General features: G+C 70.5%; 12 protein-coding genes. 4 read left to right on the top strand and 8 right to left on the bottom strand.

The genetic code is table 11. The annotated features are described in order from the left end of the window. Positions 1-59: 59 nt before the first annotated feature. The 8 genes from PQB87_RS22960 to PQB87_RS22925 all read right to left on the bottom strand — a co-directional run bounded on the left by PQB87_RS22960 (position 60) and on the right by PQB87_RS22925 (position 10,897). The gene (locus PQB87_RS22960; RefSeq protein WP_489243931.1) at positions 60-2,324 is read right to left on the bottom strand and encodes a tetratricopeptide repeat protein; all 2,265 of its coding nucleotides are present in this window, start codon (positions 2,322-2,324) and stop codon (positions 60-62) included. After that, on the bottom strand, positions 2,321-4,564 hold the full coding sequence (locus tag PQB87_RS22955) for a tetratricopeptide repeat protein (protein ID WP_489243929.1): 2,244 nt from the start codon (positions 4,562-4,564) through the stop codon (positions 2,321-2,323). The genes PQB87_RS22960 and PQB87_RS22955 overlap by 4 nt, the downstream gene beginning before the upstream one ends. Positions 4,565-4,606: 42 nt before the next feature. Further along, a complete protein-coding gene (locus PQB87_RS22950) occupies positions 4,607-6,829 on the bottom strand; it encodes a tetratricopeptide repeat protein (protein ID WP_489243927.1) in 2,223 nt (740 codons plus the stop codon). Positions 6,830-7,008: 179 nt separating this feature from the next. After that, entirely contained in the window at positions 7,009-7,671 is a 663-nt protein-coding gene (locus PQB87_RS22945) for a PulJ/GspJ family protein (protein ID WP_059686032.1), read from the bottom strand. Beyond that, a complete protein-coding gene (gspI, locus tag PQB87_RS22940) occupies positions 7,655-8,086 on the bottom strand; it encodes a type II secretion system minor pseudopilin GspI (RefSeq protein WP_175829854.1) in 432 nt (143 codons plus the stop codon). Before gspI ends, PQB87_RS22945 begins: the two co-directional genes overlap by 17 nt. A 328-nt stretch (positions 8,087-8,414) precedes the next feature. Then, the gene (locus PQB87_RS22935; protein WP_027789389.1) at positions 8,415-8,621 is read right to left on the bottom strand and encodes a hypothetical protein; all 207 of its coding nucleotides are present in this window, start codon (positions 8,619-8,621) and stop codon (positions 8,415-8,417) included. Between the two features lie 342 nt (positions 8,622-8,963). Then, entirely contained in the window at positions 8,964-9,569 is a 606-nt protein-coding gene (locus tag PQB87_RS22930) for an alpha-ketoglutarate-dependent dioxygenase AlkB family protein (protein ID WP_489243924.1), read from the bottom strand. Positions 9,570-9,748: 179 nt separating this feature from the next. After that, positions 9,749-10,897, bottom strand: a complete 1,149-nt coding sequence (locus PQB87_RS22925) for a metallophosphoesterase (RefSeq protein ID WP_111942919.1) — start codon at positions 10,895-10,897, stop codon at positions 9,749-9,751. 579 nt (positions 10,898-11,476) lie between these two features. Between PQB87_RS22925 and PQB87_RS22920 the strand changes: the two genes are divergently transcribed. From PQB87_RS22920 to PQB87_RS22905, 4 genes are read left to right on the top strand one after another with little or no spacing between them, the layout of a single operon-like run. After that, positions 11,477-11,770, top strand: coding sequence for a hypothetical protein (locus PQB87_RS22920; protein ID WP_111942917.1), 294 nt, complete (start codon positions 11,477-11,479; stop codon positions 11,768-11,770). Then, on the top strand, positions 11,767-12,816 hold the full coding sequence (gene mdtN / locus PQB87_RS22915) for a multidrug transporter subunit MdtN (RefSeq protein ID WP_059686026.1): 1,050 nt from the start codon (positions 11,767-11,769) through the stop codon (positions 12,814-12,816). Before PQB87_RS22920 ends, mdtN begins: the two co-directional genes overlap by 4 nt. Next, on the top strand, positions 12,797-14,860 hold the full coding sequence (locus PQB87_RS22910; protein WP_226216075.1) for an FUSC family protein: 2,064 nt from the start codon (positions 12,797-12,799) through the stop codon (positions 14,858-14,860). The genes mdtN and PQB87_RS22910 overlap by 20 nt, the downstream gene beginning before the upstream one ends. Further along, entirely contained in the window at positions 14,847-16,388 is a 1,542-nt protein-coding gene (locus tag PQB87_RS22905; protein ID WP_489243921.1) for a TolC family protein, read from the top strand. Before PQB87_RS22910 ends, PQB87_RS22905 begins: the two co-directional genes overlap by 14 nt. The last annotated feature ends 161 nt before the right edge of the window (positions 16,389-16,549 follow it).

Below are 16,549 nucleotides of genomic sequence, written 5' to 3'. Positions count from 1 at the left end.
TGTTACGGACCATTCCGGCCGCCGCGAAAAGGTCCGTAGCTTTTGTCATGGAAGGCCGGTCACGCCGCAGGGCGGTCGCGGCGCACCGTGCCGAGCGCGTCGGTCACCCGGGCGACGACTGCCGGCCAGTCTCCCGGCCGCGCCTGCCGGAACAGCGTCGCGGCCGGATACCACGGGCAGTCGTCGCGGTCGAGCAGCCAGCGCCAGTCCGGCACGCGCGGCAGCAGCACCCATACCGGCCGCCCGAGCGCGCCGGCCAGATGCGCAACCGACGTGTCGACGCTGATCACGAGATCCAGCGTGTCGACCAGGGCAGCCGTTTCGGAGAAATCCTGCAACGCGTCCGCGAACGACAGCACGCCGCTCGCGGCGAGCGCGTCGGCATCACGCGCACGCACCTGCGGCTGCAGGCTCACGAACGTCACGTCGGGCGCCTCGCGCCCGACGAGCGGCGCGAGCATCGCAAACGGTATCGAGCGGTTCTCGTCGTTCGCATGGCGCGGATTGCCGGACCACGCGAGCCCGACCCGCAGCCGTCCCGGCGGCGCCATCGCATCGATGCGCTGCGTCCACGCGGCACGCCGCAATGCATCGGCGCGCAGGTACGGCACGTCGGCCGGCACCGTATCGAGCGTCGTGCGGAACGCATACGGCAGGCTCATCAGCGGACACTGCAGGTCGAACGCCGGCATCGGCTGCCCTTCGGTGACGACCCGGCTCACGCCGCGCAACGTGCCGAGCAGCTCGCCGAGCGCGGCCGGCGCCTCGACGATCACGGTCGCGCCCGCGTCCTGCGCCAGGCTCGCATAGCGGCAGAACTGCAGCGTGTCGCCGTAACCCTGCTCCGCATGCAGCAGCAGCGTGCGGCCGGCGAGCGGTTCGGCGCCGGTCCACAGCGGCCGGTCCGCATGACGCCGGTGCAGCATCGCGTCGGCCGCCTCCCAGCGCGCCTCGTGCTGCCGCCAGCCCGCGTCGAAATCGCCCGTCAGCAGCCGGCAGAACGCCTCGGAACGGCGCGCGGCGCCATGGTTCGGATCGCGCCGGCAGGCATCGGCGTAGTCGGTCAGCGCCGCGTCGTCGTCGCCGAGGTGCTGGCGCGCGAGCGCACGCGTGAACAACGCCTGCGCCGTGTCCGCCGGCGCGGCGGCCGCCGCCGCATGGCTCGCGAGCGCCTCGTCGTAGCGGCCGAGCTGCTGCAGCGCGAGCGCGCGGTTGTAATGCAGTTCCGCATGCGGGCCTGTCTGCGCCAGCGCCGCGTCGTAATCGGCGAGCGCGTCGTCGAACCGGCCGAGCGCACGCAGCGCGGCCGCGCTGTTGCGGCGCGCGTCGATATCGTCGGGTTTGCGCGCCAGCGCCTGCGCGTATGCTTCGGCGGCTTCGGCGTGACGTTCGAGCCCGAGCAGCGCATTGCCGCGCCCGACCCATGCCGCGACGTTGTCACGATTCAGAACGAGCAGCCGGTTGCAGCGCTTCAGCAATTCGTCGCGAGCGTGCAGCAGATCCAGCGCGACGCAGCTCGCGTACAGCAACTGCTCGTCCTTCGGCAACCGTGCGAGCCCTTCGTCGAGACACGCGAGCGCGTCGGCCGGGCGGCCGAGTTCGGTCATCACGACGCCGCACGCGTAGACCAGCTCGGGCGTCTTGCCGCGCACGACCATCGCGAGCTGATAGCTGTGCAGCGCCTGCTCGCGGTGGCCGAGCGCGCGCAGCGCATGCCCGCGCTCGAGATTCGCCGCCGCCTCGTTCGGGTCGATCCGCAACGCGCGTTCGATGCTGATCAGCGCATCGGCGGGCCGATCGAGCCAGCGCAACGTCTCGCCGCGCTTGCGCCACGCCGTTGCATGCGCCGGTTCCCGCACGAGTGCCCGATCGTAGGCGGCAAGGGCCGCGTCGTATTGACCGAGCGCGAGCAGCGCATCGCCGCGTGCCGCATGCGACGGCGCATGGTCCGGATCGGCCGCGAGTGCGCGATCGGCGAGCGCGAGCGCGTCGCGATGACGGCCGACACCGGTCAGCGCCGCCGCGTGGTTCGCCAGGTTCCACGGCTGGTTCAATCCGAACCCCATCGACCGCGCGATCAGCGGCTCCGCCCGCACGGGATCGCCGAGTTGCAGATACACGAGCCCCAGCAGGTGCAGCGCCTCGACATGGTCGGGCGCCATCGTCAGCACGCCTTCATAGAGCCGTCCGGCCCCCGCGAAGTCGCGCAGTTCGAGCCGTGCGCGCGCCTGGCGCAGCGCATCGTCGAGCACCGCGCGCAACGGCGCGGCACGTGCGCCGAAGCCGGCAGCGGGCAACGGCGCGGCCTCGCGGCGCGCACTCATCGCGCACCTGCGCCGACGAGCGTCGGCAACGCCGTCGCGATCCGCTCGACGACGGGCGCCCATTGCCCGCCCTCGGGCTGGCGGAACAGCCGCGCCGACGGATACCACGGGCTGTCGTCCCGCTCGAGCAGCCAGCGGAAATCGGGCGTGTGCGGAATCATCAGCGCAAGCGGCCGGCCGAGCGCGCCGGCGAGGTGCGCGACGGACGTATCGACGCTGACGATGCCGTCCATCAGCGCGGTCAGCGCGGCCGTGTCGGCGAAGTCCGCGAGGTCGTCGCCGACGAAGCGCACCGCGCTCGCGTCGAGCACCGGGCGATCGTCGTCGCGAACCACCTTCTGCAGGCTGATCCACTCGTAACGGTCGTCGAACAGCGGCAGCAGATCCGCGAGCGTCATCGAGCGGTTGCGGTCGTTCAGGTGCAGCGGGTTACCGGACCACACGAGACCGATACGCGGCCGTGTCGCTGCGCCGAGCCGTTCGCGCCATTGCGCGACACGCGCGGGGTCGGCCGCGAGATACGGCACGCCGGCCGGAATCGATGCCAGGTCCGTGCGGAACTCGAGCGGCAGGCTCAGCAGCGGGCAATGCAGGTCGAACGGCGGCAGCGGTTCGCCGCGCGCGACGAGCGTATCGACACCGTCGAGCGTCGCGAACAGCATCTTCAGTTCGACCGGCGCTTCGAGCACGACGCGCGCGCCGAGCGCTTTCACGAGCGGGACGTAGCGGCAGAACTGCAGCGTGTCGCCGAGCCCCTGTTCCGGGTACAGCAGGATCGTCTTGCCGTCGAGCAGCATCCCGTGCGTCCAGCGCGGCTGCGCGAACGTGCGCCGGCTCGCGTCGAGCTGCGTGTCGCGCCAGCGCCATTCGTACTCGGCCCAGCCCGCTTCGAAATCGCCGATCGACAGGCACAGGAACGCGCGCATGCAGTGCGCGAGCACGTAGTCGGGATCGATCCCGATCGCATCCGCATACGCCTGCCGCGCGGCGTCGTGACGCCGCAGCGCGCGCAGCGCGTTGCCCTTGTGAAAGTGTGCGAGCTTGTCGCGCGGGGTTGCTTCGATCACGCGCGTGAAATCGTCGAGCGCGGCCGCGTAGCGGTGCGTTTCGAGCTGCACGCGGCCACGCGTGAACCACGCGGGCACGTAGCCCGCATCGAGCGCAAGCGCACGGTCGCACATCTCGCGCGCATCGTCGTGGCGCTCGATGCGCATCAGCGCGCTCGCGTAGTTGCACAGCACGCCGGTGCTGCGCGGTTCCGCGTCGAGCGCGCGCGCATAGCTGTCGGCCGCATCGCGATAACGCTCCAGGTGGCTGGCCGCGTTGCCGCGGTTCGCCAGCGCCCGCGCATGACGCGGATCGATCGCGAGCACGCGGTCGCAGCGCACGAGCGCCTCGTCGTGCCGGCCGAGCAGTTCGAGCGCGATCGAACTGTTGAAGATCGCATCGACGAAGGTCGGGCTCGCCGCGATCGCCGCATTGAAATCCGCGAGCGCACGCTCGGGATCGGTCAGGTCGAGATACGCGACACCGCGCAGGAACAGCACCTCGGCACTACCCGGCGTCTGCGCAAGCGCGTAGCCGTAGCTGTCGACGGCATCGCGAAAGCGGCCGAGTTCGCGCAGCGCGAGACCGCGCCCGCGCATCGCGTCGAACGAACGCCCGGCCAGCGCGATCGATCGATCGCAATCGGCAAGCGCTTCGTCGTGACGGCCGAGCGCGCGCAGCATGTCGCTGCGCTTCACATAACCGTCGGCAAAACCCGGCGTCAGTTCCAGCAGCCGGTCGTAGACCGCACACGCATCGCCGTGCCGCGCGAGTTGCGCGAGCAGGCCCGCGCGCTGAAACAGCACGCGCTGATGAACCGGATTGATCGCGAGCGCTTCGTCGAGACGCACGAGCGCGTCGTGCTCCCGTCCGAGCCCCGTCAGCACCGCCGCGTAGTTCGCGAGCGCGAGCGGCACCGGCCGGCGCTCGATCGAGCGCCGCATCAGCGGTTCGGCATCGTCGAGCCGCCCCTGCTGGAAACGCACCGCGCCGAGCAGGTGCAGCGCCTCCGGATGCTCGGGATCGAGCGTCAGCAATTCGGTATATGCGTGTTCCGCATGCTGCAGCGCGCCCTCGTGGTGCGCCTTGCGCGCACGCAAGAGCAACCGCTCGAGTTGCGCGGTGTCGGGCGGACGGCGATCCGGCGCGACCGGCGCGCTCGCGAGTGTCGTCCCTTCCCCGTTCGGTGTCATCGTGTGGCCCCCACTTGTCGCTGTTCGTATCGTGTGTCGTGTCTAACGTGTCATCGGTGCAATCGCGGCACGCACCGCGTCGATCGCGCCCGCCCAGTCGCCCGGCGCCGCCTGCCGGAACAGCCGCGCGGACGGATACCACGGGCTGTCGCCGCGCGTGCGCATCCAGCGCCACTCGGCCGGATCGGGCAGCAGCACCCAGACCGCATGCCCCAGCGCACCCGCCAGATGCGCGACGGCGGAATCGACCGCAATCACGAGATCCAGCGTGCCGATCAGCGCGGCCGTGTCCGCGAAGTCGCCGAGTTCGTCGTCGACGCGGCGCACCGGCGCCTCCGCGAGCAACGCCGCGTCGCGTTCGCGCACGGGCTTCTGCAGGCTGATCCAGTCGACGTCGAGATCGAACAGCGGCGCGAGCCGCGAGAGATCGATCGACCGGTTGTGATCGTTCCGGTGCTCCGGATTGCCGGCCCACGCGATCCCGATCCGCGGCCGGCGCCGTTCGCCGAGCAGCGCTTCCCACTGGCGCGTGCGCTGCGGGTCGGCCTGCAGATAGGCGCCGGCATGCGGAATCATGGCTTCGTCGGTGCGAAACGCATGCGGCAGGCTCAACAGCGGCGCCTGACAATCGAACGCCGGCAGCGGCTCGCCGCGCGCGATCACGTCGACCGACCCGGGCAGCGACGCCATCAGCGCGCGCAGCTGCGGCTGCACCTCGAACACGACCCGCGCACCGCGCGCGGCGACCAACGGAACGTAGCGGCAAAAATGCAGCGTGTCGCCGAACCCTTGTTCCGCATGAATCAGCACCGTCCTGCCGTCGAGCGGCGTGTCGCCCTGCCACGCCGGCTGCGTGAACGGCCGGTAGTGCCGCGCAAGCTGCGCGTCGCGCAGCCGCCATTCGTATTCGGGCCAGCCGCGCGCGAAATCGCCTTCGATCAGGTACAGCGACGCGCGCGCGAAATGCGCTTCCGCATAGTCGGGCTGCAGCGCGATCGCGCGGTCGTATGCGGCGAGCGCGTCGTCCGTGCGCGCCGTTTCGAAATACAGGTTGCCGCGATTGAGCCAGTTCGTCGCGTGATCGGGACGCAGCGCGAGCGCACGGTCGAGCGACGCCATCGCTTCGTCGTAGCGGTGCAGATCCTGCAACACGCTGCTGCGATTGGTCCACGCTTCGGCGAACCGCGCGTCGCGTGCGAGCGCGGCGTCATAGCTGGCCAGTGCTTCGTCGTAACGCTTCAGGTCACGCAGCGCGGTGCCGCGGTTGCACAACGTCTCCGCCGAATGCGGATCGCGTGCCAGCGCGCGCGCATAGGCGGCCAGCGCGTCGTCGTGGCGCTTGAGCTGCAGCAACGCGTTGCCGCGACTCGCATGGGCGCGGACATGATCCGGATCGACCGCCAGCACGCGCTCGCAGCGGGCCAGCGCTTCGTCTGCGCGGCCGAGCCGTTCGAGCGCGACCGCGCTGTTGTAGAGCACGTCGATCCGCGCGGGATCGGCGGCGATCGCTTCGTTGAACGCGTCGAGCGCCTCGCCCGGCCGATCGAGATCGATCAGCGTGCGGCCGCGCTCGGCCAGGATCGCGGCCACGCCGGGCCGGATCGCGTTGGCACGCTCGAAGCACTGCAGCGCATCGGCCGGCCGCTGCAGTTCGCGCAGCACGAGGCCTCGGTTGAACCACGATTCGAACGAGCGCGGGTCGACCATCAGCGCGCGGTCGTAGGTATCGAGCGCTTCGTCGAAACGGCGCAGTGCACGCAGCGCGCTGCCGCGATTGCAGAGCGCATCGAGCACCAGCGGCGACACCGCGAGCGCGCGGTCGAACGACGCGAGCGCGTCGTCATGGCGGCGCAATCCGAGCAGCGTGTTGCCGCGGCGCACGAGCGTCTGTACGTCGTCGGGCGTCGCGCGCAGCGCGGCCGCGAAGTGCTCGAGCGCCTCGCCAACGCGGCCGCGCTCGCCGGCGATCGAGCCGAGATCCGACAGCACGCGCGTGCCGGGTGCGATCGCGATCGACCGACGCAGCAACGCTTCGGCGTCATCGGCCGCGCCGCGCTGGAACTGCAGCACGCCGTACAGGTGCAATGCCTGGGGATTGTCCGGCTCCTTCTCGAGCACGGCGAGGTATTCGCGCGCCGCGTCGTCGAATCGTCCGGCGCTGTGCCAGTTCTGTGCGCGGCTCAGGATCGCCGCCGATTGCCGTTGACCGCGCGCGTCGAGTCCCGACGCGCCCGCGTGTGCATCATGCCGGTGCTCGACCGTCACGTTCGCCCCCTTCCCGTTTGCCGATGCCGCCGCTGGCCCGGCTCAATGGAACCGGTCGCGGCGATCATGCTCGTCACGAGACTAACGGACGGGCAATAACAGACGTATGACGAAAGTTACGGACCATTTTGTCCGGGGGACGGAACGCGTTCCGGGCCGCGGGCAGCCCGCTGCCGACGTCACTGGCCGATCGGGATCGTGCGCACGTATTCGACGGCCGGCGCGCCCATCGTGACCGCGAAGCGCACGCCGCGCGGCAGCGGCATGCCGAGCGACGTGATGTTGCTGATCCCATGCTGCGCGAGAAACTGCGCATAGCTCTGCTCGATGGCGGCCTGGTTCGTCGTCCATCCGCTCGGCGGAATCCATACGGAAAGCTGCATCGTCCGCGCATCATTGCTGACCACCACACGCGCGAACGCGTCCATGTGTTGCAACGCGTCCTCGACGTCGGCCAGCGACGCGAGCGGCTGCGACGCGCTGCGCACGAGCTCGCGCCCCTTGAGCTGGTAGCGCACGACCTGCATCTGCGCCGGCCCGCCGCCGACGCCGAGATGACGCACCATCACGAGTTCGTTCGGGCGAATGCGCAGCGGCGGCCCGAACACTTCGTCGGCCGTGACGAGGTTCGCCAGGTCGAACTGCAACTGGGAGAAGTAGCGGCCGAGCAGACGTGTTTGCGCCAGATTCGACGCGATATCGTCGCGGCCGCGGATCGTCGCGTCGAGGCCGCGCCACGACAGCAGCGCGATCACGGCGAGCAGCGCGATCGCGACCAGCATCTCGATCAGCGTGAAGCCGCGGGCACGCGCCGCCGCGCGCGGTTCAGTGGCGCGCTTCATTCTGGATCACCGTGACGACTTCGGCGAGCACGTTGCGGCTCGACGCGGACGGATACACGCTCACCGTCACGCGCCGCACGAGCGGGCTCGGCAACGCGGCCACCGACTGGCGGCACACGAACCGGTAGCGGCCCTGCGGGCATGCAAACGTGTTCGTGCCGACGGACGGCCAGGTCGAGGCGATGCGGATCTCGCCGAGCGCGTTGTCGGCGCTCCACAACGCGAGCAGGCGCATGCGCGCCATGTCGGTATCCGCCGCGAGCGCGCCGATCGCGCGCATCACGGCACCCAGCGCCACCGCGACGATCGCCAGCGCGATCAGCACCTCGATCAGCGTGAATCCCCGTTGCGGCGCCCGCGCCGTGCGCGATCCGCCGCGCGCATGGCGGTTGTAGTCGGTTCTGTCGTCGCACATGACCTGCATTCTTGTCGATGGGTCGTCGTCCGGCGGCCGGCGTGCCGATCGCGGCACGCAGCCGCATCGCCGGCGCGACGGACGCCGTGCACGGACGTTAAGCGCCGCGTATGGCACACACGTGTCGAATGGTACGGACCATTTGGCGCGGGCGGCCCGGACGGACAGGTGCCCGGGCGCGCCGCATCCGCTATCGTGCGACGGGCATGGCGCAACGCGGCCCGGCGGGCGGGCAAACGGATGGAAAACGGGAAGCGATCGAAAGAAACACCCGGCAGCGGGTGGTGAGCGGTGAAGACGATCCTCGGGCGGGATCGCCGCGACGGCGTCAGGCCGTCACGGCGGCGTCATACTCGGCGCGGGCAAGCTGGCCGGCGGCATAAGCCTCGGCCTCGCCGCGAAAGCCTTCCCGGCTGAACGCAACGACTTTCACGCCAACGCCGGTCGCCCGCTTCACCGTCAGCGCCCATTGCCATCCGCCGTCTTGTTCAAAGACGTGCAGCGAGGGTTCGAAGGAAGGGTCGATTACGGTCACGCGTTTTACTCCTGCCCCCTTGCGCGCCGCATCGGCGACGCTCGGGGCATGTCGAAAGGGTCGCGCCGGGATACGACGCGCTTCTGCCATTCGACAGTCTAGTCAAGGATTGTTGCGACGCACCATCAGAGGTTTCACTCATCTATCGGTACCGGGCGGTCGATCGAATCTACCTGAAACCCAGATGGGATAGGGCTCAGCGCCGTTTCGCGGCGCACGGCGCGACATTCGTGCGTCAACGTGCCGCACACGCGACCGCTTGCCTGTGTCGGTCGCCCGTGCCCCGCAAAGAAACGGGGCGCGAATCGCCCGGCGATCCGGGCACCTCGGCGACGAGGATCGTTACCGGCCCGTACCAGCCGGCATCACGCGCCGGAACGTCAGGTTCACGCGCTCGCCCTGCACGCCCGGCGCCTTCGGCACGCGATGCTGCCATTCGGCCTGCGTGCGTCCGCGCATCACGAGCAGGCTGCCGTGCACGAGGCGATACGCATGCGTGACACCGGTCGCGCGATGGCGCAGGTCGAACACGCGCATCGCACCGAGGCTCACCGACGCGATCACCGGCGCATCGCCAAGCTCGGGCTCGTTGTCCGCGTGCCAGCCGAGGCTGTCCAGCCCGTTGCGGTAGCGATTGAGCAGCACGCTGTTGAAACGCGCGCCGCACGTCGCCTCGACCGCGCGCTTCAGGTCGAGCACGGCCGGCGTCCACGGCGCCGGCACGTTGCGGATCCCCGAATACACGTAGACGGCATCCGGCTCGCCCTGCCACGCGGTGAGCCGCGGCAACGGAATGCGTCCGCGCGGCGTGCGGATCGTGTCCTGACGCCACGCGACCCCGTCGATCAGCGCGGCCAGCGCGCGATCGGCATCGGGCGGCGCCAGCCAGTCCGGGTACCAGTCCACGTCGGGTGCGGGCGTGTCAGCAAAGAGATCGGGCGTCGACATGTCGGGAGGAACGGGCGATGAGCGGAGTGAACGGTGCATGCCTGCATACTAGCCAACGGCATCGCACGCCGCCATGCGCTGTCATTCGCAGACGAGGCAGGCGGCCGCCTGCCCGGCTCCCGCTGACGACGGGCTTGCGCCGGCCCCGCGAATGGTTTTCCCCTGACGGGAACCGTGCGCTACCCGCCGCGCGTCAGCCGGATCAGCGTGATCTCGGACGGCACGCCGAAGCGGTTCGGCGGTCCCCAGTATCCGGTGCCGCGGCTCGTATAGAGCCACAGATCGCCGAAGCGGCTCAGCCCGCCGATCACCGGCTGCTGCAGCCTCACGAACGGCGGCCACGGCAGGAACTGGCCGCCGTGCGTGTGCCCCGACAACTGCACGGTAAACCCCGCGCGGTTCGCCGCTTCCGCGCTGCGCGGCTGGTGCGCGAGCAGGATCTTCGTGGCCACCTCGCGCGGCGCACCCGCCAGCGCCTGCTCGGGATCGCTGCGATGGGCGGGATCGAAGCCGCCCGCCGTGAAGTCGGTGACGCCCGCGAGCACCGCGTGCGCGCCGTCGTGCTCGATCAGCACGTGCTCGTTGAGCAGCACCGTCAGCCCGATGCGCCGGAATTCGTCGATCCACGCGTGCGCGCCCGCGTAATACTCGTGGTTGCCCGTCACCAGGAAGCTGCCGTGCCGCGACTGCATGCGGCCGAGCGGCGCCGTGTGCTCGCGCAGGCGCTTGACCGAGCCGTCGACCACGTCGCCCGTCACGACGACGAGGTCGGCATCGAGCGCATTGACCGTACGCACGATCCGTTCGACATAGGGCCGCTTGATCGTCGGCCCGACATGGATGTCGGACAGTTGCACGATCGTCAGCCCGTCGAGCCCCGCCGGCAGCCCCTCGACCGGGATCGACACGCGCTTGACCGCCGCCGTGCGGCGCGCGCCGACGAACCCGACCACGGTAACGAACACCGCAGCGGCCAGCACGCCGAGCGCCGTGCCGGTCGCCGCGCCGGGCCACGCGCCGTCGTGCCCGAGATGCCGCCATGCAAACACGCCGAGCAGCACGAATTCGCGGAGGAACGTCAGCAGGAGCAGCGACGAGAAGAAGCCCATCACGACCGAGCCGGCCCAGCCGACCAGCGTCGCGGCCCAGCCTTCGTCGAAGCGGCGCGAGAACATGCCGACCGGGATCAGCACGACGAAGCTCGCCAGCACGAGCGCCGCGATCGTGCGCACGACCGGCGACGCGAACGCATCGGGAATGATCCGCATCCCGACGTACAGATGGAACAGCACGCCGATTGCAATGAACCGGACAAAAAAACTTCGCATGGAACGTTCACCTTCGTTGCGATACGGCCTTGACGCTTCCGCGACGCGCGTTGCACGAGGCCGTGAGGCTCCGTTCCGCGCGCCGCGCCATGCGTACGATGGTACACAGATCGCGGCGGCGACGACCGGTCGCCGGATTTGGCGTCGATGCCGTCCGGCACGGCGCGCGACCGCGCCCTCGTCGGCCAGCCGGGGCCCGCCTGATTACCATGCGTTCAAACGACAATCGACCGCTTCCGCACTGATTGCGCACCGATTCCGCTCTCCCGACGTCGCAAATTCAGCCCCGCTCCGTTCGTCTGACGATCCTTTACAGTCCGTTAGCAACCCTACGCGAGCCTGCACTGGCAGAATCGCGACGGCCCGGTCTGCGCTGCCCCCGGTTGCGCAAACGCGATGCCGGCCGTGCGGACCCGCCCCCTGAACCGCCAACGCGCCGCCACGGTGAGCAGGACGGATGGCTGGCGATCCGCACCGCGCTGATTTATTATCGGCTCCGTATCCCGGAATCGTCGTCGCGGCGACGATCCGCATTGCGCCGCGCCCGGCATCCACCCCCACCGTCGAGCTCGTCACATCATGAGAAAAACAATGCCGCGCGCGCCCTTGCGCGTCGCCGCCGTCCTTGCGCCAGCCCTGCCGCTCGCGGGCTGCGCATCGCGCGGCGCACCGTCGTACGTCCTGTTCGGCGCATATTTCCCGCTTTGGCTCGTCAGCGCGATCGTCGGCGTGATCGGTGCGATCGTCGCGCACCGCGTATTCGTCGCGACCGGCTGGGCCGCCACGGTGCCCTACCAGCTTGCCGTCTGCACCGCGATCGGGCTCGTGGTCGCCGTGATCGTGTGGCTCACCGGCACGGGGCCGTTCGCATGAAGGCCGCCGGCACCACCCGCCCCTCCGTCAAAGGCCGCGTGATCGCCCTCGCGATCGTCGCGCTCGGCATCGCCGCACTCGCATACGCGTACCACCGCACGACGGCCTACCCGTCCACCGACGACGCGTCGATCGACGCGGACGTCGTGCACGTCGCGTCGCCGGTCGGCGGCCGCATCGTGCAGCTCGCGGTGCATGAAAACCAGCGCGTCGCGAAGGGTGACCTGTTGTACGTGATCGATCCCGTGCCGTACCGGCTGACGGTTGCACAGGCGCAGGCCGACCTCGAGCTCGCACGCGCGTCGCTCGACACGCGCCGCCGTTCGCTGATCGGCGAGCGCTCCAACGCCGCCGTGGCCGCCGAACAGGTCAAGCGCGCGACGCAGAACCACGATCTCGCGACGCGCGACGTGAACCGGCTCGCACCGCTCGCCGCGCAGGGCTACGTCAGCGCGCAGCAGTTCGACCAGGCGAAGGTTCGCCAGCGCGACGCCGCCGTGTCGCTCACGCAGGCACAGGAACAGCAGCGCGCATCCGCGCAGACGATCGGCGACGAAGCCGACGCGATCGCGACGCTGCATGCACGCGAGGCCGCGCTGGCGCGCGCGCAGCATGCGCTCGAAGACACCGTCGTGCGCGCACCGCACGACGGGCTCGTGACGGGCCTGACCGTTCTCGCCGGCGAAACTCTCGCGCCGAACCAGTCGATCTTCACGCTGATCGACGCGCGCGAATGGTTCGCGGTCGGCAATTTCCGCGAGACGGCGCTGAGCCGCATCGCGGTCGGCGACTGCGCGACCGTCTATTCGATGATCGACCGCAGCCGCCCGCTGACGGGCAAGGTCGTCGGCATCGGCGCCGGCATCGCCGACAGCGCGCGCATCAACCTGCCGCGCTCGCTGCCGATCGTGCAGAACTCGGTGAACTGGGTGCACGTCGCGCAGCGCTTCCCGGTGCGCGTGAAGCTCGACGAACCCGACGGCACGCTCGTGCGCGTCGGCGCCAGCGCGATCGTCGAGGTCCGGCATGGCACTGCCTGCCGCTGAGGTTCGCTCGCCGGGCCCGCGCGAAGTCCTGCGGCTGCTCGCACCGTTTCCGGGGCGCGCGTCGATTGCCGCGCGGGTCGCACTGATCTGCGCGCTGACCGCGTTCGTGACGGCCGCATACGGCACGCCCGAAGCCGCGCTGTCCGCATACGTCGTGTTCTTCATGATCCGTGCCGACCGCGTGACGAGCGTCGTGCTCGCGGCCGCGCTGCTGCTGATCGTCACGATCGTGATCGGGCTCGTGCTCGGCGTCGCGATCTTCAGCATCGACTATTCGATCCTGCGGGTCGCGTGCATGGCCGTGCTGTCGGTCGCCCTCCTGTACCTGACTTCCGCCAGCAAGCTGCGCCCGGTGGGCGCGATCCTCGCGATGATCGTCGGCTTCGGGCTCGACCAGCTCGGCCTCGCGCCGTTCGGCGAAGCCGCGACGCGCGCGCTGCTGTACATCTGGCTGACGATCGCGATCCCGGCCGGTGTCGCGATCGTCGTCAACCTGCTGATCGCGCCGTCGCCGCGCAAGCTCGCGCACGCGCAGCTCGCGAAGCGCCTGCGGCTCGCCGCGCAGCGGCTGCGCGGCGACGATGCGGCGCGCGACGCATTCGATGCCAGCCTTCACGAAGGCGACAAGCAGTTGCTCACATGGCTCAAGCTGTCGACGCTCGAAGGCACGTCGTCCGCCGCCGACTTCGCGGCGTTGCGGCAGGCCGTGGCATCGAGCACCGCGCTGCTCGTCGGCGTCGCGCTGGCCGATCGCGAACCGGGCGCGCGCCTGCCCGACACATACGCCACCCCGATCGCCGCGACGCTCGACGAGATGGCCGACATTCTCGACCAGGGCGGCTACCCCGTCGACGTGACGCTCACGCTGCCGCCGGCCGACACATTGCCGCCGCTCGCGCGCGTCGCCGTCACGGATATCCATGCGGCGATCACGCGCTTCGCGGAACCGGTCGCAGCGGCCGAAGCCACGACGGATGCACCGGCCGCCGCGGCCAACGCGCCGGCGGCCGCGCCCGGAACGCCTGCCGCCGCGGAAGCCGCCGCGCCGCGCAGCGGCTTCTTCCTGCCCGACGCGCGCACCAATCCCGACCACATCCGCTACGCACTGAAGACGACCGCCGCGGCGATCTTCTGCTATCTGCTGTATTCGCAGCTCGACTGGTCGGGCATCCATACGTGCGTCGTCACCTGCTACATCGTGTCGCTCGGCTCGACGGCCGAGACGGTCGAGAAGCTCACGCTGCGGATTCTCGGCTGCATCGTCGGCGCGCTGCTCGGCACCGCCGCGCTCGTGTTCGTCGTGCCGTCGCTGTCATCGGTCGGCCATCTGATGGCGCTGGTGTTCGCCGGCGGCTGGCTCGCCGCGTGGGTCGCATTCGGCTCGCCGCGCATCGCATACGCGGGCTTCCAGATCGCGTTCGCGTTTTTCCTGTGCGTGATCCAGGGCGCCGGCCCCGGTTTCGACCTGACGATCGCGCGCGACCGCACGATCGGCATCCTGCTCGGCAACGTCGTCGTGTATCTCGTGTTCACGCGCATCTGGCCCGTTAGCATCGGCAAGCAGATCGACGCCGGGCTCGCCGCGCTGACGGATCAGTGGCGGCGCCTCGCGCAGGTCGCGCAGCCGGCCGAGCGGCGCGCGCTCGCGGCCGACGCGTTCGCCCGCCACGGCGCGATCGCGCAGGCGCTCGGGCTGGTTCACTACGAACCGTCGTGGGTGCGGCCGGCCGCCACGTGGCTTGCCACGCGGCGGCGCGCGCTCGCGGAACTCGGCGCGCTCGAAGGCCCGCTGTTCCTGCTCGCCGAACGCAAGCCCGGCGACGCGGCGATCGCCGCGCAGCTCGCGCGCGTGACCGACCCGCGCGACGACGAAGCCGCGCGTCATGCGGATTCGCCCGCGCCGCCGGCCACCGCGCCGGGCCTCGCCCCTGCCGACCCCGCGCGCGACGCACTGCTGAACCTGATCGACACGCGGCTCGCGCACATCGCCGACGCCGCCCGTCAAGCCACACCGAAGGAGCCTGCCCCCCATGCGCCTACCTGAACCGCCGGCCGCCTCGATCGCCGCCGCCCTCGCGACCGCCGTCGCGCTGGCCGGCTGCGCGACGTCGTCGATCGATCTGGCGCCGGAGGCGTCCGACCGCCCATGGCAGCCGCAGACGTCGGCTGCCGGCGACATCGTGCCGGGCCCGCCGCGCGCGTCCGCGCAAGGTTCGCACGACTACACGCTGCCCGCGTCGCCCGCGCTCGCATCCGTCTCGCCGCCGGCTGCGCTCGATGCCGCGCACGCGTACACGCTGCCCGAACTGATCGATCTCGCCGAATCGGCGAACCCGCTGACCCGCATCGCCTGGAACGACGCGCGCAACGCAGCGCTCGCGGTCGGCCTGGCCAAGGCCGCCTACCTGCCGAGGTTGTCGGCGACGGCCATGGGCGCGTACCAGGCAAACCACGGCTCGACGTCGACGATCCTCGGCGACTCGTCGAGCGACACCACCGTTCACGGCACGATCTCGGCGCTGTCGCTGCAATGGCTGCTGTTCGATTTCGGCGGCCGCGCGGCGCGCGTCGAGGCAGCCGAGCAGGCGTCGATCGCGTCGAACGTCGCGTTCACGGCCGTGCACCAGCAGGTGATCCACGACGTGACCGTCGCGTACTACCGCTACGAAGCCGCGCGCTCGCGCGCCCTCAGCGCGCAGCAGGGCCTCGCGAACGCGGACGCGATCCTCGCGGCCTCCCGCGCGCGGCTCAAGCACGGCGTCGGCACGGTCGTCGAGCTCGCGCAGGCGACGCAGAACCGCGCGCAGGCAAACCTCGCGCTCGTGCAGGCGAACGGCGCGGAGAGCGACAGCTACCTCGCCCTCGTCTCCGCGCTCGGCATCTCGCCGCTGTCGAAGCCGACCATCGCCGCGCTGCCGAAGCGGCCGCTGCCGCCCGCACTCGGCTCGTCGGTCGACGCGATCGTGTCGGACGCAATTGCGCGCCGCCCCGACCTGCAGGGCGCGTTCGCGCTTGAAAAAGCCAATCGCGCGAAGATCAAGGCCGCGGAAGCCGCGTTCATGCCGAAGATCTTCCTGTCCGCGTCGACGTCGTATGCGAGCGGCGGCACGTCCATCTCCGCGCTGCCCGCGATCGGCGACCAGTCACCGACCGTCAACCTGAACGGCAGCCGCTACGGCGGCGGCGTGTTCCTCGGCGTGACGATCCCGCTGTACGACGGCGGCCTGCGCTCGGCCGTGCTGATGCAGGCGCGCAACGACGCGGAAAGCGCGTCCGCGCGACTCACGCGGACCAAGGAGGAAGCCGTCCGCCAGGTCGTCGCCGCGCAGAACGCGGTGCAGACGAGCCTTGCGTCGCACGACGCCGCGAAGGCGCTCGTCGACGCCGCGCAGACGAGCTACGACGCGGCGCTGACCGCGTACCGGAACGGCGTCGGTTCAGTCACCGATGCGACGATCGCGCAAAGCCAGTTGCTCGCCGCGCGCAACGCGGAGGTCGACAGCTATGCCGGTGCGCTGTCCGCTGCCGCCGCGCTCGCGCTCGCAACGGGGACGATCGGCTCGGCGCTGTAGCACGAACGCCGCGAGGCGGTTGACGCATGCGCGCGCCGCCCACTAGAATGCCGCCCATTCTTCCTTCAGGAACCATCGTGGACAGTTGCAGCACTCCGTTGCGTGCGCCGCTTGCCGCCTGAACGCCTGTCCGACGCAGTTCTCCTGCCCGGCTCGCGTTC

This window comes from Burkholderia sp. KL41 (assembly GCF_057005415.2).
This window is presented reverse-complemented; position numbering and strand designations above follow the sequence as displayed.